Source organism: Dyella soli (assembly GCF_054482295.1).
In genome coordinates this window covers 1,911,293-1,930,685 of the sequence record NZ_JBTFFU010000001.1, presented here as the reverse complement: position 1 = coordinate 1,930,685, position 19,393 = coordinate 1,911,293, and the positions used below count along the sequence as shown (strand labels likewise).

Sequence of the window (19,393 nt, the reverse complement as noted above, 5' to 3'; positions counted from 1 at the left end):
GCGGGCGTCCTGTTGCACTGCCGCATCGTCTCAGTCCTGTTGAATCAGTCGCTTACGCGACGGCACAGCAGGAGCACCTCATCGACCCCCTGGGTGGTGCCCAGCCCGGGCCGCCAGTGCAGGGTCCGCTGCAGCCGCAGACCCAGCGGCATGAAGACCCGGTCGTACCACCAGGTGGCCCGTTCCGGCTGCCGGGTGAGGTAATGCTGCGCCAGGCCGAGCAGCCGGGGCGACGAAGACTGCATGCCGTAGATCGCGCTGCGCTCGATCCGCCAGCCATGGGTCGCCAGCCGCCGCGCGATGTCCTCCGGTTCGTAACGGCGGTAGTGCCCGACCAGTTCGTCGAAATCCGTCCAGGCAGCCGGGTGCAGCGGCAGCGACAGCAGCATCCAGGCGCCGGGCGCCGATACGCGCGCCAGCTCGCGCAGGGCCTGGTCGTCGTCCACTACGTGTTCAAGGATGTCGAGCGCGCAGACCAGGTCGAAACCCGCATCGGCACAGGGCAGGGCGCTGATGACGCCGCGGGCGGCGCGGGCTCCGCGGGCATGCAGCCGGGCCAGCGCCGAGTGGCTGAGATCGACGAAAACCGTGCCATCCAGCGGCAGTCGCGGTCGCAGGCCCGGCGCCACTTCGAGCCGACGGGGCAGCGCCAGGCTCAGCTCGCGCACCAGCGGCCAGGTGTTGAAGCGGCAGGGATCGGTCAGGCGCGATCCGCTCCAGAGCATGTCGTAGAAGCCCGCGTTGACCTGCTGCAACTGGGCTTGCGTGGGTCTGGTCTGGGCAGGACGCGGCATGGCGCCATCTTGCCCGAGTGAGCTCAGCCCGCCGTGAAGATCAGCCCATGCGGCGCAGCTGGGTGCGCGCCACCACGTCGTGGAACGCCCGCCGCTGCGGATCGATCGCCGCCCAGCCGAGTCCGCCGACCCAGGCCGTCGCGACCGCCCACAGCGCGCCGCGCAGGCCGACCCATGGCGCCAGTTCCAGCAACAGTAGCGGCAGCGCCGCTACCACGAGGCGGACCAGCGCCTGCGCCGGCGCGAGCCGGCCGCCATCGGCCGCGGTGATGCGGATGCGCCATGGCCGCATGCCGAGCGTCTGGCCGCCACGCAGCCACGACGCCACGAAGTACGCCGCCACCACCAGCGCCTGCAGCGGCCGATACCACCACGCGATCTGCACCTGGCCGTCGGTGCTGATCAGGTTGCCGCCAGTGAGCCGCTGGCAGACGTAACCGACCACCATCACGATCGCGACGACCGCCAGCAGGTCATAGACCAGGGCGAGCAGTCGGCGCCACAGCGGGCAATAAACGACGGCGGCAGGGGTGTAGGCATTCATCGATGGCAACCGTTGGCGGGGAGTGCTTGCGCGCGAGGCAGCCGGCGGCCAGCATCGCGTCCATGCAGGAGCAATCACCAAGTATCGCCGAAGCGGATCGCCGCAGCATCGACGCCTTTGTCGAGCGGGTCTGGTCCGAGGATGGCCTGGCCGACCGCACGCTTGAAGCCTATCGCCGCGACCTGGAGTCGCTGGCGCGCTGGCTGGCGGCGCACGGCCTGGGGCTGCGCGCCGCGCAGCGCCAGCATCTGTCCGCCTATCACGGCAGCCAGCCGATGGCGGTGCGCTCGCTGGCGCGGCGGCAGTCGGCATTCCGGCGCTACTACGCCTTTCTCGCGCGTACGGAGCCCGGCTTCGAGGATCCGACGCTGCTGATCGAGCGGCCCAGGATGCCGCGCAGCCTGCCCAAGGCGCTGGCCGAGCGCGAGATCGAAGGCCTGCTGGATGCGCCGGACCTCGGCACCACGCTGGGCCTGCGCGACCGCGCCATGCTGGAACTGATGTACGCCTCCGGCCTGCGCGTCTCCGAACTGGTGGAGCTGCCGTTTGCGTCGCTGAACCTGCGCCAGGGCGTGGTCCGTGTCACCGGCAAGGGTGGCAAGGATCGCCTCGTGCCGATCGGCGAGGTTGCCGCGGAACGCATCGAGGCCTATCTGGCGGGCGCGCGGCCACAGCTGGCCAAGGGACGCCAGCCGGCGGCGCTGTTCCTCAGCAATCGCGGCGAAGGCATGACGCGGCAGATGTTCTGGACGCTGGTGAAACGCTACGCCGTGCAGGTGGGCATCGTATCCAGGCGCATTTCGCCCCATGTGCTGCGGCATTCCTTCGCCACCCACCTGCTCAACCACGGCGCGGACCTGCGCGCCCTGCAGATGTTGCTGGGCCACAGCGCGCTGAGCACCACCCAGATCTACACGCTGGTGGCGAAGGAAGGCCTCAAGCGCCTGCACGCGCAGCATCATCCGCGCGGCTAGCCGCGGCGATCGCGCTTCGGGGGTGCCAAATGGCCGGCGGAACGGTTCATGGCGCTGTGCGAGAATGGCAGCCCCCGGCGTTTCCCGCGTGGAAACGCATGCCCAAGAGGTTTGCGATGTTCAAGAAGTGGTTGCTGGCCCTGTGCGTCAGCGGGTTTGCGCTCAACGCCTGCGCCGCCGGTGACGGCGCGACGGCGAGCCCGGAAAGCACCGTGCGCAAGGCCGTGCTGTCGCTGGCGCCGAACGTGAGCGTCGATTCGATCAAGCCGGCGCCGATGCCGGGGTTCTACCAGGTGATTGCCTCGGGGCAGCTCGTCTACGTGAGTGCCGATGGCAAATACCTGATGCATGGCGACCTGCTGGACCTGACGTCCAAGAAAAACATCAGCGACGACGGCTGGGCGCAGTTCCGCAAGGCCGAGCTGGCCAAGCTGCCGGCGTCCGAGCGCATCGTGTTTGCGCCGGCCAATCCGCGCTATCGCGTCACCGTGTTCACCGACGTCAACTGCGCCTATTGCCGCGCACTGCATGAGCACATCGCGGCCTTCAACAAGGCCGGCATCGCGGTGGAATACGTGGCCTGGCCGCGCGACGGCGTGACCAATCCCGCCGGCCGCAACACCGAGACCTACAACGAGATGGTGTCGGTGTGGTGCGCCGCGGACCGCAAGGCGGCGCTCACCGCCGCCAAGCAGGGCAAGGCGCCGAAGGCGAACAGCTGCGCCAATCCGGTCAAGGACGAGTTCGAGCTCGGCGTGAAGCTGGGCGTCACCGGCACCCCGACCATCATTGCCGAAGACGGCAGCCTGCTCGGCGGCTACGTGACGCCGGAGCAAATGCTGCAGCTGCTCGGCAAGGGCGGCTGACGCCCCGGCGCCCTTGCGGCGTCGGCAATGCAATCAGTGACTTGTCCCCTCGCCGGGCCTGCATCGACGGCGCGGGGTCGGTCCGGGCGTGCGGCATGTTGCGTCGCGGTAGTGTTGACCCGCCTTGGGGTACAATAGGCGTTTTCGCATAGCTCCCGTTCCCCGAATGATCGCACTCGACGGGCAGGGCGCCCTCTCGCCTTTTCGCCTCGAACGCCTGAACGCGCGCCTTGAAGCCATTCACCGTGGCACGCGCGTGCAGGCATCGTGGTTCGTTTATTTCATCGACGCCGCCCGCATGCCGGAGGGCGAACAGCGCCGCCGCCTGCTGGAAGTGCTGGAAGCCAAGGACGCCACGCCTGAAGCGGCGTCGCTGTGGGTGGTTCCGCGCCTGGGCACCATTTCGCCGTGGTCGAGCAAGGCCACCGATATCCTGCATGGCGCCGGCTTCGACGTGCGCAGGGTCGAGCGTGGCGTCGCCTGGCAGGTCGCCGGCCTGCCGGCAGCGGGCGCGCCGCAACACGACGCCGTGATGGCCGTGCTGCACGATGCGATGACTCAGTCGGTGCTGACCAGCCTGGATGATGCGCGAGGCCTGTTCCTCGCCGGCGAGCCGGGTCCGCTGGTGCATGTCGCGCTGGGTGGCGATGCCCGGGGCGCGCTGGCCAAGGCCAACGCCGAGCTGGGCCTGGCGCTGGCCGACGACGAGATCGATTACCTCGCCGAACGCTACGCGGAACTCGGCCGGGACCCCACCGACGCCGAACTCTTCATGTTCGCGCAGGCCAACTCCGAGCATTGCCGCCACAAGATCTTCAACGCCAGCTGGACGCTGGATGGCGTGGCGCAGGACAAGAGCCTGTTCGGCATGATCAAGAACACGCACCAGCACTCGCCGGCGCATACCTTGTCCGCCTACAAGGACAACGCGGCCGTGATCGAGGGGTACCAGGGCATGCGCTTCTACGCCGGCACCGACGGCGTGTGGCGCTCGCGTCCGGAACGCGTCGAGTACGCGATCAAGGTGGAGACGCACAACCATCCCACCGCCATCGCCCCGTGGCCCGGCGCGGCCACCGGTGCGGGCGGCGAGATCCGCGACGAGGGCGCCACCGGTCGCGGCGCCAAGCCGAAGGCAGGCCTCACCGGTTTCTCGGTGTCGGACCTGCGCATTCCCGGCAAGCCGCGGCCATGGGAAGTGGAGCGTCCGCTGCCACCGCACATGGCCACCGCATTCGAGATCATGCGCGACGGCCCGCTGGGCGCGGCCGCGTTCAACAACGAGTTTGGCCGTCCGTGCCTGGGCGGCTATTTCCGTACCTATGAGCACGAAACCGGCGAAGCCGGCGTGCGCCGCGGCTACGACAAGCCGATCATGATCGCCGGCGGCCTGGCCAACATCCGCGCCAGCGACGTGCAGAAGCGCGACGTGCAGCCGGGCAACAAGGTGATCGTGCTGGGCGGTCCGGCCATGTTGATCGGCCTGGGCGGTGGCGCCGCCTCGTCGGTGGCTTCCGGCACCTCGAGCCAGGAGCTCGATTTCGCTTCCGTGCAGCGCGACAACGCCGAGATGGAGCGCCGCTGCCAGCAGGTGATCGACAGCTGCTGGGCGCGCGGCGACCAGAACCCCATCGTCAGCGTGCATGACGTCGGTGCGGGCGGCTTGTCCAACGCCATCCCGGAACTGCTCAACGACGCTGGCGTCGGTGGCCGCATCGATCTTTCCCGCGTGCCGTGCGACGACCCGTCGCTGTCGCCGATGCAGGTGTGGAGCAACGAGTCGCAGGAGCGTTACGTGCTCGCGATCGGTGCCGGGGACCTGGCCGAGTTCGAAGCGTACTGCGCGCGCGAGCGCTGCCCGTATGCCGTGGTCGGCGACGCGACGGCCGAGCGCCGCCTGGTCGTGCACGACCCGCGCACCGACATCAGCGTCATCGACCTGCCCATGGACGTGCTGTTCGGCAAGCCGCCGCGCATGCACCGCGATGCCACGCGCCTGAAGCCGCGCATCGACCTGGTGCCCGACCTCACCGGCATCGGCATGGACGAGGCCTTGTTGCGCGTGCTGCGCCTGCCCACGGTGGGCAGCAAGAGCTTCCTCATCACCATTGGCGACCGCACCGTGGGCGGGCTCAATGCGCGCGACCCGATGGTGGGGCCGTGGCAGGTGCCGGTGGCTGACGCCGCGGTCACCATTACCGATTTCGACGGCTACACCGGCGAAGCGATGGCGATGGCCGAACGCGCGCCGGTCGCCCTGCTGAGCAGTGCCGATGCGGCGCGCCTTGCCGTGGGCGAGGCCATCACCAATCTGGCGGCGGCGCCGATCGCCTCGCTCGGCGAAGTGCGCCTGTCCGCGAACTGGATGGCGGCAGCGAACTATCCGGGCGAAGACGCCGCGCTGTTCGATGCGGTGAAGGCCGTGGGCATGGAGCTGTGCCCGGAGCTCGACATCTCCATTCCGGTGGGCAAGGACTCGCTGTCCATGCAGACGGTGTGGAAGGACGGCGACACCCAGCAGCGCACCATCTCGCCGGTGTCGCTGGTGATCACCGGCTTCGCCCGCGTCACCGACGTGCGCCGCACGCTCACGCCGCAGCTGCGGCTGGATCGCGGCGATTCCGAGCTGTGGCTGCTCGACCTCGGCGCCTGCCGCGATCGCCTCGGTGGTTCCGCGCTCACCCAGGTCTTCAACCGTGGCGGTGGCGTGCCGCCGGATCTCGATGATGCCAGGCGCCTGAGGTCGCTGTTCGAGCTGGTGCAGGAGGCCAATGCGAGCGGCCTGCTGCTGGCCTATCACGATCGCTCCGACGGTGGCGTCATCGTGACGCTGCTGGAAATGGCCTTCGCGGGCCGTTGCGGCCTGGAAATCCAGCTCGACGGCTGGGCCGAAGCCACGCTGCGCGCGCTGTTCAACGAAGAGCTCGGTGCGGTGCTGCAGGTGGCCACGGCCAACCGCGAGGCGCTCGAGGCGCTGCTGGTCAAGCATGGCCTCACCAGCATGGCCTATCGCATCGGCCGTCCCAAAGAAAAGCTGGGCATCAAGCTGTTCCACAACGGCGACACGGTCTTCAAGTGGAACTGGCGCACGCTGTTCGAGGCCTGGAACGAAACCAGTTACGCGATGCAGCGCCTGCGCGACAACCCGCTCACCGCCGACGCGGAAAACGAGTGGCGCCTTGACGACGCCGACCCGGGCATCAGCCCGAAGCTGACTTTCGATCCGGCCGAGGACATCGCCGCGCCGTACATCGCCAGGGGTGCCAGGCCGCGCGTGGCGGTGCTGCGCGAGCAGGGCGTCAATGGCCAGGTCGAAATGGCCGCGGCGTTCACGCGCGCGGGCTTCGAGGCAGTGGACGTCCACATGTCCGATCTCGCCAGCGGCCGCATCAAGCTGGCCGACTTCCGCGGCCTCGCGGCGTGCGGTGGCTTCTCGTACGGCGACGTGCTCGGCGCGGGTCGCGGCTGGGCCACCTCGATCCTCTACAACGAATACCTGCGCGCGGAATTCAGCGCGTTCTTTGCCGACACCTCGCGCTTCGCGCTGGGCGTTTGCAACGGATGCCAGATGATGAGCCAGCTCAAGGACATCATTCCCGGTGCGCAGCACTGGCCGAAATTCCTGCGCAACGCGTCCGAGCAGTACGAGGCGCGCCTGGCCACGCTGGAAGTGCTCGATTCGCCGAGCATCTTCTTCAAGGGCATGGCCGGTTCGCGCATTCCGGTGGCGGTGGCGCACGGCGAAGGCCGCGTGAGCTTCCCCTACAGTTGCAGCCCGTCCAAGGCCGGTGGCGCCGCACGCTTCGTCGACAACCGCGGCAAGCCGACCGAAGACTATCCGCTCAACCCGAACGGATCGCCCGGCGGCCTCGCCAGCTTCACCGCAGCCGATGGCCGCGCGACGATCCTGATGCCGCATCCCGAGCGCGTGTTCCGCAGCGTGCAGATGAGCTGGCATCCGGAGAAGTGGGGCGAGGATTCGCCGTGGATGCGCATGTTCCGCAATGCACGGGCGTGGTGCGGCTGATGAACCGCGGCCACGCCGGAAACCTGCATGGGTTGCTGGCGTGGCCTGCTTCTGTCTCGAGGCCCTAGGGTGGCTTCAGTGCTGGCCCGCTGGTTGAGGCGCGTGCTGCCGGCGGCGGCGTGGACCGGACTGGTCGCGCTGTTGCCGTGGTGGGCGGATCTGTCGGTGTTGCTGCTGCTGGCACTCGGTGCGGTGCTGCTGGCGCAACGCATCGTGCACTACGCCGCGCGTTGCCGGCGCGGACTGCGCTGGGGGCTGCCAGGACTGCTGTTCGCCGTGCAGCGTGCGCTGGGCGGCGACCTGGTGGCGTGGGGCGCGGCCCTGCTGGGTGCGCTGGTCGGCTTTTCGCTGGTGGCGCTGATGGAATCGCTGCTCGACCGACCGGTCAGGCGCGTCGCGCATGCGCCGGCGTCGCCCGAATGGAGCGAGCTGGCGCTCGCACCGACGGGCCCGCGGGCGCACATCATCGAACTGGTCCGCGTCGCATGGGGCGAAGTCGGCGGCGAGTTCACCGATCCGGACGGGGACCCGGTGCGCTACGAGGCGATCGGTGCCGGCCAGGGGCGCTACGTGTTCGCGGCAGGGCAGGTGATCGAGCGCGTCAGCGCCCGTTGCTGCTTCGGACCCGACGGGCGCTGGTTCGTCGCCAGCCTGCCGGGCGGCCGCGGCGATGTGCTGTGGGACCGCCACGGCGAGCGCATGCATCGTGTGTCTGGCTGGGAGTTGTGCGGCTGGGAGGGCGGGCAGCCGTGGCTGGCCAGGCGCGGCGACGGCGTGCCGGCGCCGTTGCACGAGGTGCTCGGCCGGGGACGTCGGCGCTAGCTCCGGCATTGGATTGGCCATGCGGTGACCCCTTTCACGTGCCAGACACATGCTGTCTCGCGCATACTTGTGGAAGTGAATACTTCAGTGAACCCCGACTCCTCCTCCGTGTTGCCGGTCAGTGTGATCGTGGTGGCCGCCGACAGCGGGCCCTCGCTGCGCGACTGCGTGCGCCGCGTGCTCGCGTGCGATGTTCCGCTGGAAATGATCCTGGTCGACAACGCCTCGTCCGATGGCATTCCGCAGGCCATTGCACGTGCGCATGAAAGCGACGAGCGCCTGCGCGTGATCTACAACCACGCGAACCTCGGCTTCGGGCCGGCGGTGAACCGGGGCGCCGCGCAGGCGCACGGCAAATCCCTGCTGGTGCTCAATCCGGACTGCCTGCTCGACACCGGCACGCTGCAGCAACTGGTCGACCACCTCGCCACGCATCCGCGTGCCGGGCTGATCGGCGCCGTGGTCTGCGACGAGAACGGCGTGCCCGATCCGGCATCCCATCGCCGTGATCCCCTGCTCAGTCGTGCGCTCACCACGATGCTCCATCGCGAGGGGGAGGGCGTCAACATCGAGGGCCCGATGCCCGGGTCGCTGGTGGAAGCGGAAGCGGTATCCGGCGCGCTGATGCTGGTGCCGCGCCGCGTGTTCGAGTATCTCGCCGGGTTCGACGAAGACTATTTCCTGCATTGCGAGGACCTGGACCTGTGCCGTCGGGTTCGTGATGCCGGCTACCGCGTGATGCTGGCGGGCGATGTGCGCGTGCTGCATGGCAAGGGCAGTTCGAGCCGGCATCGCCCGGTGTTCGTGAGCCGCCACAAGCATCGCGGCATGTGGCGCTGGTTCCGCAAGTTCGATCCGGATGCGCGCAAGCCGTGGCTGTCGGCGCTGGTGTGGCTGGGCATCTGGAGCCACTTCCTGCTGCAGATTCCCGGGCAGCTGTGGCGGCTGGCCCGCCGACGGCTGACCAGGGGGAGCGGTGCATGAGCGGCGCGTCTTCGCGCAAGGCGACGCTGGCGACGTTCGGGCTCATTGCCGTCACGGCGATCTGGGGTTCCACCTTTTTCCTGATCAAGGACCTGGTCGCGCGCATGGCCGTGGCGGATTTCCTGGCCGTGCGCTTCGCCATCGCCGTGCTGGCGATGGCGCTGCCGTTTCATAGGCACCTGCTGCGCCTGAGTCGTCGCGAGTGGGGGCAGGGCATCGCGCTCGGCACCATCTTTGGCGTGGCGCAGCTGTTGCAGACCTTCGGCCTGGAGCACACGTCTGCCAGCATCAGTGGCTTCGCCACCGGGATGTACGTGGTGTTCACCCCCTTGCTGGGCACGGTGCTGTTGCGCCAGCGCCTGCCGTCGGTCACCTGGATCGCGGTGCTGCTGTCGGTCGGCGGCCTGGCCCTGTTGGCCCTGCATGGCCTGAGCATTGGTTACGGCGTGTGGCTCACGCTGGCCTCGGCGGCGTTGTATGGCCTGCACATCGTCGGCCTGGGCACGTGGTCGCGCCCGGGCAGCGCGTTTGCACTTTCCACCGTGCAGGTGATGGTGATCGCCGCGATCTGCCTGATCGCCACCTTGCCGTCCGGTCCCGCCTTGCCGCCCGACCGCGGTGCCTGGATCGCCGTGGTGTACATGGCGATCGCCGCCGGCGCCGGCGCCATGCTGGTGCAGACCTGGGCGCAGGCGCACCTGTCGCCCACCCGCGCGGCCATCGTGATGACGATGGAGCCGGTGTTCGCCGCAGGGTTCGCGGTGAGCTTCGGCGACGACGTGCTGACCTGGCGCATGCTTGCCGGCGGTGTGCTGATCCTCGCGGCTATGTACCTGGTGGAACTCGCGCCGCGCAGCGCGGCACTGCAGGCGGAAGGCTTGCATCACGAGGTCTAGCGGCGGCGCGCCGGAGCGCGGCCATGCCTGGGGGCTTATTTCGCCCTGGGTGGCCGTGGCTGCATGGCGATCCTCACCAGGTACACCACGATGGCGATGTTGGCCAGCAGTGCGCCCAGCTTCAGCCAGGTGAAGCGGTGCAAGGTCTCGTAGAACTCCAGCGGAATCAGCGAGCTGGTGGCAATCACCGTGAACCACTCCGCCCAGTGCTTGCGCAGCCACAAGCCGGTGCCTTCGGTGGCGAAGATCGCCGCATAGGCGAGCGCCACCAGGCCAATGGCGACGAACTTGCTCGGGCCCATTGCCTGCAGCAGGCCCACCAGTTGCCAGCGCAGCCCGTTGCTGTCGGTGAGCGACAGGTGCTCGAGCCAGTGCACCAGCTTTTCGAAGTTCTGCTCGCGGTCCAGGTGGAAGGCAAAGGCTGCCACGAACAGCAAGCCGACGGTTTTCACCGCCTTGTAGATGGCAATGACGCGCAGGCCCAGGCTGTGCTGCGCCTCGACCTCGGACGTGGGCTGGGTGAGATGGTGTTCGGTCATGGTCGAGCGAATGGAACGGGGATGGGCAGGGTCACCGCGTGATGATGATGGGAACCGCGCGGAATGCCCAGCACCGCGCAAGCCCCCACACGACAAAGGCCATGCCCCGGCGGGGCATGGCCCTGGCGGAACCCGCGCCGGCTCAGCAGCAACGCCCGCCGGTGCCCTTGTAGCGGGCGATCTGCCGCTCGCGGAAAAACTCCTCGTAGCTCGGCACCGGGCGATCGGGATGGTGCTCGCGCAGGTGCTTCACGTAGACGTCGTAATCGGGGACGCCGCAGCAGAGGCGGGCGGTCTGCACCGCCCACTTCCGTATCGCCTGCAGGTTCGGCTTCATCGTGCTGGCCCTCATGCGCTGGGCACGCTGCCCAACGGTACGTAGGGCTCCTCGTGCGCGGTCGGGTGATTGACGCGCCATGCCTTGCCGATGGCATTGAGCGCGAAGGCCAGCATGGTAAGGATCAGCAGCATGAAGATGCCGGTGAGCGCGGCATCGACATAATTGTTGGTCACGATGCGCTGCATCTCGGCCATGCTCTTGGCGGGCGCCAGCAGCTTGCCGTCCTGCATGGCCTGCGCGTACTTGTTGGCAGCGGCGGTGAAGCTGATCGGGCCGCTCAGCTTCTGCCAGCCGGCGGTGAGCGTGCACACTACCAGCCAGGTCGCCGGGATGCCGGGTACCAGCACGTAACGCTCGCGCTTGAGCTTGACCGTGACCACGGTGGCCAGCATCAGCGCCACCGCCGCCAGCATCTGGTTGGCGATGCCGAACAAGGGCCACAAGGTGTTGATGCCGCCCAGTGGATCGACCGCGCCCTGGTACAGGAAGTAACCCCACAGGCCCACGCAAATGGCCGTGGCGAGCAGGTTGCCGGTCCATGATTCGGTGTGTTGCAGCGGCTTGTACACCAGGCCCGCGATCTCCTGGATCATGAAGCGGCCCACGCGCGTGCCGGCATCCACCGTGGTCAGGATGAACAGGGCCTCGAACAGGATCGCGTAGTGGTACCAGAACGCCATCATGCCTTCGCCCGGGATGATGCCGTGCAGCAGCTGGGCCATGCCCACCGCCAGCGTCGGCGCACCACCGGCACGGCTGAGCACGCTCTTCTCGCCAATGTCCCTGGCGGTGTTGAGCAGGTCGTCCGGCGTCACCACGAAGCCCCACTGGCTGATGGTGGTGGCCGCCTGTTCCGCGGTGGTGCCGATCAGCGCGGCGGGCGAGTTCATGGCGAAGTACACGCCGGGATGCAGCGACGCGGCGGCGACCAGCGCCATGATGGCGACGAATGCCTCCATCAGCATGCCGCCGTAGCCGATCATGCGTGCCTCCGCTTCGCTGCTGATCAGCTTGGGCGTGGTGCCCGAGGCGATGATCGAATGCCAGCCCGACACCGCACCGCAGGCGATGGTGATGAACAGGAACGGGAACAGGTTGCCCTGGAACACCGGGCCGGTGCCGTCGATGAAGCGGGTCACCGCCGGCATCTGCAGGGTCGGCGCGGCCAGGAAGATGGCCAGCGCCAGCAGCATGATGGTGCCGATCTTGAGGAAGGTGGACAGGTAGTCGCGCGGTGCCAGCAGCAGCCACACCGGCAGCACCGAGGCGCAGAAGCCGTAGGCGATCAGCAACCAGGCCAGCGCCCGGGCATCGAAATCGAACACCACCGACCAGGTCGGCGACGCGGCGACGGCCGCACCGAACCAGATCGACGCCAGCAGCAGCACCAGGCCGATAATGGAGACCTCGAGGATCTTGCCGGGACGCAGCCAGCGCAGGTAGATGCCCATCAGCAGGGCGATCGGGATGGTGCAGGCCACGGTGAAGGTGCCCCATGGGCTGTGCGTCAGGGCCTTGACCACCACCAGGGCCAGCACGGCCAGCACGATCATCATCAGTACCAGCACGCCGAACATGGCGACCACGCCGGCGACCGGGCCCAGTTCGTCGCGCAGCATGTTGCCCAGCGAGCGGCCATCGCGGCGCACCGAGAGACCAAGGATCATGAAGTCCTGCACCGCGCCGGCGAACACCACGCCAAACAGGATCCACAAGGTGCCCGGCAGGTAACCCATCTGGGCGGCCAGCACCGGTCCCACCAGCGGGCCGGCGCCGGCGATCGCGGCGAAGTGGTGTCCGAACACCACCCAGCGGTCGGTGGGCACGTAGTCGAGGCCGTCGTTGCGCAGCACGGCCGGCGTGGCCCGGCTCGGGTCCATGCGCAGCACGTTGTCATTGATGAACTTGCCGTAGAAGCGGTAGCCGATCACGAAGACGGCGATGGCTGCAGCGACCAGCCAGATGGCATTGATGGGTTCGCCGCGGCGCAGGGCGACCACGCCCAGGCACCAGGCCCCCACGATGGCGATCACTGCCCACAGGATTTTTCCTGCCGGGCTCGGTTTGACGGCGACGGTATGCATGCGCATTGGCTCCTGGACAGTCCCCCGCAAGGGTCGTCCCGGCCGTCCCGGGGGTCAATGCCATTATGCGCCCGCCACTATTAGCCTTTGGTCGAATGCCGGCCCGCCACGACTGCGCGTGCGTGGGGTCTGGCGCGTAAACTGACCGCCCCGGCGGATGGTCACCGGCGACCGGCGAACTGGCGAAAGGAGAAGCTTCGATGATCCGCGAGATCCTCAAGATGGGTGATCCCCGGCTGTTGCGGGTGGCGCCACCGGTGCCTGACGCGATGATCGGCAGTGCGGGCCTGGATGCGCTGATCACCGACATGTTCGACACCATGCACGACGCCGGCGGCGTGGGCCTGGCGGCGCCGCAGATCGGCATCGACCTGCAACTGGTGATCTTCGGATTCGACAGCTCCGAGCGTTACCCGGACGCGCCCGCGGTGCCGCGCACCGTGCTGCTCAACCCGTTGATCACGCCGCTCTCGCAGGACATGGAAGAAGGCTGGGAGGGTTGCCTCTCGGTGCCGGGCCTGCGCGGGGCGGTCAGTCGCTACACCCTGATCCGTTACCAGGGCCTGGACCCCAAGGGCGAGCGCATCGACCGCAATGCCGAGGGCTTCCACGCACGGGTCGTGCAGCACGAGTGCGACCACCTGATCGGGCGCCTGTACCCGTCGCGCATCACCGACTTCAGCAAGTTCGGCTATACCGACGTGCTGTTCCCGGGCCAGGACCCGGGCGCGGACGAGTGAGCGCTTTCCCTCCCCTTCGGGTCGCCCGGAGGGAGAGGGAGCCAAAAAGCCTTGCGTCATCCCCAAAATGTGGCAAACCTACGCGCTGGCCCGCCGCTGGCGGCGGGCACGGCATTCACGTCGCCCGCGGGCGGCCACCAGGGGAACACCAACATGACGGGTAGACTTTCGTGAGCGGCAATCATCCAGGCACCGAGTCGCGCAAGGAACTGACCGTCCGGGGTCTCATCCTCGGCGTCCTGATCACGGTGGTGTTCACCGCGGCCAACGTGTTCTTCGGCCTCAAGGCAGGCCTCACGTTTGCCACCTCGATTCCCGCCGCCGTGCTCTCCATGGCGCTGCTGCGCGGGTTCAAGGACTCGACCATCCAGGAAAACAACATCGTGCAGACGATCGCCTCGGCGGCCGGCACGTTGTCCTCCATCATCTTCGTGCTGCCGGGCATGATCATGATCGGCTGGTGGACCGGCTTTCCGTTCTGGATCTCGTTCGCGATCTGCGCGCTGGGCGGCATCCTGGGCGTGATGTATTCGATCCCGCTGCGCCGCGCACTGGTGACCACCTCGGACCTGCCGTACCCGGAAGGCCTGGCCTGCGCCGAGGTGCTCAAAGTGGGCAGCGGCGACGAGGCGAATGCCGACAGCGTGGAAGAGGGCCGCGCCGGCCTGCTCGCCGTGTTGTGGGGCTCGATCGTCTCGGCGGTGTTTGCCGTCGTGGTGGCCACCCAGGTGTTTGCCAGCGACGTGGTGCAGTACTTCCGCGTCGGCAACAAGGGCGCGGTGAGCGGCTACGACTTCAACCTGTCGTTTGCTCTGTTCGCCATCGGCCACCTGGTGGGCCTGTCGGTCGGCATCGCCATGCTCATCGGCGCCCTGATCGGTTGGGGCTGGGGCGTGCCGCATTACTCGTTGCTGGCGCAGGCCTCCGGTACGGTGGCGGACCTGGCCCAGGGCACCTGGAGCCACAAGGTGCGCTTCGTCGGCGCCGGCGCCATCGGCGTCTCGGCGATCTGGACGCTGGCCAAACTGGTCAAGCCGGTGATCAGCGGCCTCACGTCGGCCATGGCCGCTTCGAAAGTGCGCAAGGCCGGCAAGGCCGATTCGCTGCCGCGCACCGAGCGCGACATTCCGATCGGCATCGTGGGCCTGATCACGCTGGCCTGCTTCCTGCCGATCGGCTGGCTGCTCGGCTATTTCGGCACCACCAGCGGCCTGGGTGACCACGTGGCGGTGCTGGCCATCGGCGGCGTGGCGTTCGTCGTGCTGATGGGCTTCTTCGTGTCGACGGTGTGCGGCTACATGGCCGGCCTGATCGGCTCGTCCAACAGCCCGCTGTCGGGCGTGGGCATCCTGGTGGTGATCGCCGCCTCGCTGCTGCTGGTGGCGTTCGTCCAGCCGCATGTGGCTCCGGAGGCGGGCAAGGCGCTGGTGGCGTTCGCGCTGTTCATCACCTCGGTGGTGTTCACGGTGGCGGCCATCGCCAACAACAACCTGCAGGACCTCAAGACCGGCCAGCTGGTCGACGCCACGCCGTGGCGGCAGCAGGTGGCGCTGGTGATCGGCGTGGTGGCCGGCGCCGCGGTGATTCCGCCGGTGCTCGACCTGCTCAACAAGGCCTATGGTTTTGTCGGCGTAGCGGGCGTCGGTGCGCATGCGCTGCCGGCGCCGCAAGCCGGGCTTATTTCGGCGCTGGCAAACGGTGTAATCACCGGCAACATCGACTGGAGCCTGATCGTCACCGGCATCTGGATCGGCGTGGCGATCATCATCGTCGACGAGATCCTGGCGCGTACCACCAAGCACATGCGCATCCCGCCGCTGGCGGTGGGCCTGGGCATCTACCTGCCTACGGTCAGCACGCTGATGGTGGTGGTGGGCTCGGTGGTCGGCTGGTATTTCGACCGTCGCGCGGACCGTGCCGCCAAACCGGAAGCCACCAAGCAGCTGGGCGTGCTGCTGGCCTCGGGCCTGATCGTGGGCGAGAGTGTGATCGGCGTCGTGATCGCCTTCATAGTCGGCCTGTCCGGCAAGGGTGCCCCGCTGGCCCTGGTCGGCGAGGGTTTCGCCGGCGCGGCGCAATGGATCGGCGGCATCGCCTTCGCGGCGATCGTCTTCGTGCTCTATCGCTGGGTCGCCCGGATGGCCAGCGGGTCGAATAGAAAGGCCTGAGCCGAACGGTCGCGGCCTACCTGAAGGGGCCGCGACCAGATGTCATCCACCCATGGCACGATCGAACAGGAATGCGCCTTGACCGGCTATCCTAGGCGGTCGCAGCGAAGTCTTGCGCGATGGTCGATGTGGAGGCGGTAAACGCGTGGTGGAGCAGACAGGGGTGGATGCCCCGCAAACCGGGGACACGCTGGTTCGACCTGGCCTGATGGCCAGGCTGCGTCGGCTCGCCGGTCCGCTGCTTTCGGTGGCGATGCTGTGCCTGGCGCTGTGGGCGCTGCACCGGCTGGCCAGCGAGGTGAGCTACCGCGAAGTCGCCCGCTACGTCCACGGCCTGGAGAACTACCGTGTCGCCCTGGCCGTGCTGCTCACGGCGGGCAGCTACGGGGTGATGATCCTGTACGACTGGTTCGGCCTGGCGCATATCGGCAAGCGCCTGCCGGGCCCGCAGGTCAGCCTGATTTCCTTCATCAGCTATGCCTTCAGCAACGCGCTGGGCATGGCGCTGCTCATCTCCGGTTCGATCCGCTACCGCTTCTACATCCAGGCGGGCCTTTCCACCGCCGAGGTGGCAAGGGTCGTGCTGTACTGCACGCTGAGCTTCTGGCTTGGCCTGTGTGCGCTGACCGGCGTGACCTTGCTGCTGGTGCCGGTGCCGCCGTCGATACCGCTGTCGAACTGGCGGCTGCCGGTGGCGGCGGTGCTCACGCTGATTCCGCTGCTGTGGCTGCTGGGCAACCTCCTGCTGCGCCGGCCGCTGCGCGTGTGGCGCTGGCGCCTGAGCATGCCCTCCACGCAGACGGCGGCAAAGCAGATCATCACCGGTGCGGTGGACTGGGGCCTGGCCGCCTACGTGCTGTACCTGCTGATGCCCAACGACGTCGATACCGGCTTCGGGCATTTCCTGGCGATCTTCGTGCTGGCGCAGATCGCGGGCCTGGTCAGCCACGTGCCGGGCGGGCTGGGTGTGTTCGAGGCAGTGATGCTGGCGGGCTTCGGCGCCACCGGCAACCAGGGCCTGGAGGCGCCGATCCTCGGCGCGCTGGCCGCGTATCGCCTGATCTACTACTTCCTGCCGTTGTTCGCCGCCACCGTGGTGGTGCTGTGGCGCGAAGCGCGCGGCCTGCGCCAGAAGGCGCTGCTCGCGCCATGGTTCACCGGCCTGCTGCCGCCGTTCTTCGCCGGCCTGACGCTGGTGTCGGGCGCCGTGCTGCTGTTCTCGAGCGCAACCTCGGCCTTGCCCACGCGCATGGCGATCCTGCGCGACGTGTTGCCGCTGGCGGTGCTGGAAGTCTCCCATTTCCTCAGCAGCGTGGTCGGCATGATGCTGCTGATCCTGGCGCGCGGCCTGCAGCGCCGGCTGGATGCGGCCTACGTACTCACCCTGGTGTTGCTGGTGCTGGGTGCGGTGCTGTCGCTGCTGAAGGGCATCGACTATGAGGAAGCGATCCTGCTGGCGCTGCTCGCGCTGGCGCTGGCGCCCGCGCACGAGCTGTTCTATCGCCGTGCCTCGCTGTTCAGTGCGAGCTTTTCGTGGGGATGGATCATCGCCATCCTGGCCGTGCTCGGCTGCGCCGGCTGGCTGGTCGGCTTCAGCTACAAGCATGTGGAATACAGCAACAACCTGTGGTGGGAATTCAGCTTCTATCACGGCGGCGCGCCGCGCGCGCTGCGTGCGCTGGTCGGTGCCGCCGCCGCCGGCCTGCTGTTCGCGCTGGCCAACCTGATCCGGCCGGCGCGGCCCGACCTGCAACTGCCGGGCGAGGCCGATCTGCAGCGCGCGCTGCCGCTGATCAAGAACTATTCGTCGGCGCAGGCGCATCTCGCGCTGATGGCCGACAAGACGCTGCTGTTCGACCCGGAAGGCAAGGCCTTCATCATGTACGACGTCGAAGGCCGCAGCTGGGTCGCCATGGGTGACCCGGTCGGCGAGTCGGAGGAAGCGCGGCGCGAGCTGGTGTGGACCTTCCGCGACCAGTGCGAACGCGCTGGCGGCTGGCCGCTGTTCTACCAGGTGCGCCCGGAAGACCTGGACCTGTATCTCGAAACGGGCATGAACCTGCTCAAGATCGGCGAGGAAGCGCGCGTGCCGCTGGCCAGCTTCAACCTCGACGGCAAATCGAAGAAGGTGTTGCGCAACACCATCAACAAGCTGACGCGCGAAGGCCTGCGGATGGAGGTCATTCCGGCCGAGGCAGTGCACCCGCTGCTGCCGCGCCTGAAGCGCATTTCCGATGCGTGGATGCGCGACAAGCGCGTGCGCGAGAAGGGCTTCTCGCTGGGCACGTTCGATCCCCATTACCTGGTACGTACGCCCATGGCGCTGGTGTGGCAGGGCGAGGAGCTGGTGGCGTTCGCCAACCTGTTCCTCACCGACAGCAAGGAAGAGGCTTCGCTCGACCTGATGCGCCACCTGCCCGACAGCAGCTCCGGCATCATGGATTTCCTGTTCGTGGAACTCATGACCTGGGCCAGGCTGCAGGGCTACCAGTGGTTCAACCTCGGCATGGCGCCGCTGTCGGGCCTGCAGAACCGCCGCAGCGCGCCCTTGTGGAGCCGCCTGGGCGCGATGTTGTTCGGTCGCGGCGAGCGCTTCTACAACTTCCGCGGCCTGCACAAGTACAAGGACAAATTCGACCCGGTGTGGGAGCCCCGCTATCTGGCGGTGCCCAACGGGATCGCCTTACCACTGGTCTTCGCCAACCTGGCGAGCCTTATCTCGGGTGGACTCTCAGGCATGGTGCGCCGTTGAAACGATTCTGGAAGTGGGCCGTGCCGGTCCTGGTAGTCGCCGCGGCGGCAGGCATGTGGGCGTGGCAACCATGGCATCACGCCAGCATGGACGAGTCGATGGTGACGGTGCCGGCCAAGGCCGGCGTCACGCCGCTGCCCGGGCGCGAGGACGTGGTGGCGATCTTCTATTCCGGCGATGGCGGCTGGCGCGACCTGGACCAGTCGCTGGGCAAGATCATTGCCTCGCATGGCATCCCGGTGGTCGGGGTCAGCCTGCTGCAGTACTACTGGCGCGAGCGTTCGGCGGCCGACTCGGCGGCTGACCTCGATGCACTGATCGCGCGCACCGTGGCGCAGGGCGGCAAGCAGCGCATCTGGCTGATCGGCTTCTCGTTTGGCGCCGATGTGCTGCCTTCGATCGTCGACCAGCTGAGCCCGGAAGGGCGCGCCCGCATCGCGCAGATCGTGATGCTGTCTCCCAGCAAGGACGTCAGCTTCGAGATCGAAATGGAAGGCTATATGCGCGAGGGCTGGTGGAAGACCCATACGCAGGACTTCTTCCAGTGGGTCAACCCGGTGCATCACTCCGGCGCCAAGGCGCCGCTGCTGGCCTTGGATGGCCGTCCGCCGGTGGTGTGCTACTACGGGCTGGACGACAAGGACGACACCGTCTGCGCCGAGCCGAACCTTCCCGACTGGATCACCGTCTACGCGAAGAAGGGCGACCACCACTTCGACTACAACTACGAAGGACTGGCGCAACAGATGATTCACGACCTGCCGGCCGCGCGCTGACAGGCATGCGCCCGATGTCGGCGGCCGGCTGCGGGGCGCCACCGCGATGCCGGTGCCCGGGCAGGTAGTGCCCTAGGTCACCATCGG

At 68.0% G+C, this 19,393-nt stretch carries 15 protein-coding genes; 10 read left to right on the top strand and 5 right to left on the bottom strand.

Features of this window, described 5'->3' with window-relative positions; translation table 11 throughout:
* Window positions 1–44 precede the first annotated feature (44 nt).
* Together ACXU4B_RS08925 and ACXU4B_RS08920 are read right to left on the bottom strand one after the other, a co-directional pair.
* Window positions 45–794 carry a class I SAM-dependent methyltransferase gene (locus tag ACXU4B_RS08925; RefSeq protein WP_131409698.1) on the bottom strand — a complete coding sequence of 250 codons (750 nt, stop codon included), beginning with the start codon at window positions 792–794 and terminating at the stop codon, window positions 45–47.
* Between the two features lie 40 nt (window positions 795–834).
* Complete coding sequence (locus tag ACXU4B_RS08920) at window positions 835–1,338, bottom strand: RDD family protein (protein WP_131409696.1); 504 nt, start codon at window positions 1,336–1,338, stop codon at window positions 835–837.
* Window positions 1,339–1,400: 62 nt separating this feature from the next.
* On the opposite strand from ACXU4B_RS08920, the gene xerD reads away from it, so the two are divergent.
* The 6 genes from xerD to ACXU4B_RS08890 all read left to right on the top strand — a co-directional run bounded on the left by xerD (window position 1,401) and on the right by ACXU4B_RS08890 (window position 9,907).
* The gene (xerD, locus tag ACXU4B_RS08915; RefSeq protein ID WP_131409694.1) at window positions 1,401–2,312 is read left to right on the top strand and encodes a site-specific tyrosine recombinase XerD; all 912 of its coding nucleotides are present in this window, start codon (window positions 1,401–1,403) and stop codon (window positions 2,310–2,312) included.
* A gap of 116 nt (window positions 2,313–2,428) precedes the next feature.
* The gene (locus tag ACXU4B_RS08910; RefSeq protein WP_131410497.1) at window positions 2,429–3,178 is read left to right on the top strand and encodes a DsbC family protein; all 750 of its coding nucleotides are present in this window, start codon (window positions 2,429–2,431) and stop codon (window positions 3,176–3,178) included.
* Window positions 3,179–3,344: 166 nt separating this feature from the next.
* Window positions 3,345–7,205, top strand: a complete 3,861-nt coding sequence (gene purL, locus ACXU4B_RS08905; protein ID WP_131409692.1) for a phosphoribosylformylglycinamidine synthase — start codon at window positions 3,345–3,347, stop codon at window positions 7,203–7,205.
* Window positions 7,206–7,274: 69 nt separating this feature from the next.
* Complete coding sequence (locus tag ACXU4B_RS08900; protein ID WP_131409690.1) at window positions 7,275–8,027, top strand: hypothetical protein; 753 nt, start codon at window positions 7,275–7,277, stop codon at window positions 8,025–8,027.
* Between the two features lie 87 nt (window positions 8,028–8,114).
* A complete protein-coding gene (locus ACXU4B_RS08895; RefSeq protein ID WP_240734054.1) occupies window positions 8,115–9,011 on the top strand; it encodes a glycosyltransferase family 2 protein in 897 nt (298 codons plus the stop codon).
* The gene (locus ACXU4B_RS08890) at window positions 9,008–9,907 is read left to right on the top strand and encodes a DMT family transporter (RefSeq protein ID WP_131409689.1); all 900 of its coding nucleotides are present in this window, start codon (window positions 9,008–9,010) and stop codon (window positions 9,905–9,907) included. Before ACXU4B_RS08895 ends, ACXU4B_RS08890 begins: the two co-directional genes overlap by 4 nt.
* A gap of 35 nt (window positions 9,908–9,942) precedes the next feature.
* Here the strand turns inward: ACXU4B_RS08890 and ACXU4B_RS08885 are convergent, their stop codons facing one another.
* The 3 genes from ACXU4B_RS08885 to ACXU4B_RS08875 all read right to left on the bottom strand — a co-directional run bounded on the left by ACXU4B_RS08885 (window position 9,943) and on the right by ACXU4B_RS08875 (window position 12,870).
* On the bottom strand, window positions 9,943–10,446 hold the full coding sequence (locus tag ACXU4B_RS08885) for a DUF2127 domain-containing protein (RefSeq protein ID WP_131409687.1): 504 nt from the start codon (window positions 10,444–10,446) through the stop codon (window positions 9,943–9,945).
* Window positions 10,447–10,588: 142 nt separating this feature from the next.
* Window positions 10,589–10,783, bottom strand: a complete 195-nt coding sequence (locus ACXU4B_RS08880; RefSeq protein ID WP_131409685.1) for a YbdD/YjiX family protein — start codon at window positions 10,781–10,783, stop codon at window positions 10,589–10,591.
* An 11-nt stretch (window positions 10,784–10,794) separates the two neighbouring features.
* The gene (locus tag ACXU4B_RS08875; protein ID WP_131409683.1) at window positions 10,795–12,870 is read right to left on the bottom strand and encodes a carbon starvation CstA family protein; all 2,076 of its coding nucleotides are present in this window, start codon (window positions 12,868–12,870) and stop codon (window positions 10,795–10,797) included.
* 200 nt (window positions 12,871–13,070) lie between these two features.
* Between ACXU4B_RS08875 and def the strand changes: the two genes are divergently transcribed.
* The 4 genes from def to ACXU4B_RS08855 all read left to right on the top strand — a co-directional run bounded on the left by def (window position 13,071) and on the right by ACXU4B_RS08855 (window position 19,306).
* On the top strand, window positions 13,071–13,610 hold the full coding sequence (gene def / locus ACXU4B_RS08870) for a peptide deformylase (RefSeq protein ID WP_131409681.1): 540 nt from the start codon (window positions 13,071–13,073) through the stop codon (window positions 13,608–13,610).
* 170 nt (window positions 13,611–13,780) lie between these two features.
* The gene (locus ACXU4B_RS08865) at window positions 13,781–15,778 is read left to right on the top strand and encodes an OPT family oligopeptide transporter (protein ID WP_131409680.1); all 1,998 of its coding nucleotides are present in this window, start codon (window positions 13,781–13,783) and stop codon (window positions 15,776–15,778) included.
* Between the two features lie 163 nt (window positions 15,779–15,941).
* Window positions 15,942–18,530 carry a bifunctional lysylphosphatidylglycerol flippase/synthetase MprF gene (mprF, locus tag ACXU4B_RS08860; RefSeq protein ID WP_240734053.1) on the top strand — a complete coding sequence of 863 codons (2,589 nt, stop codon included), beginning with the start codon at window positions 15,942–15,944 and terminating at the stop codon, window positions 18,528–18,530.
* A 20-nt stretch (window positions 18,531–18,550) separates the two neighbouring features.
* Entirely contained in the window at window positions 18,551–19,306 is a 756-nt protein-coding gene (locus ACXU4B_RS08855; RefSeq protein ID WP_458910856.1) for an AcvB/VirJ family lysyl-phosphatidylglycerol hydrolase, read from the top strand.
* Window positions 19,307–19,393 lie beyond the last annotated feature (87 nt).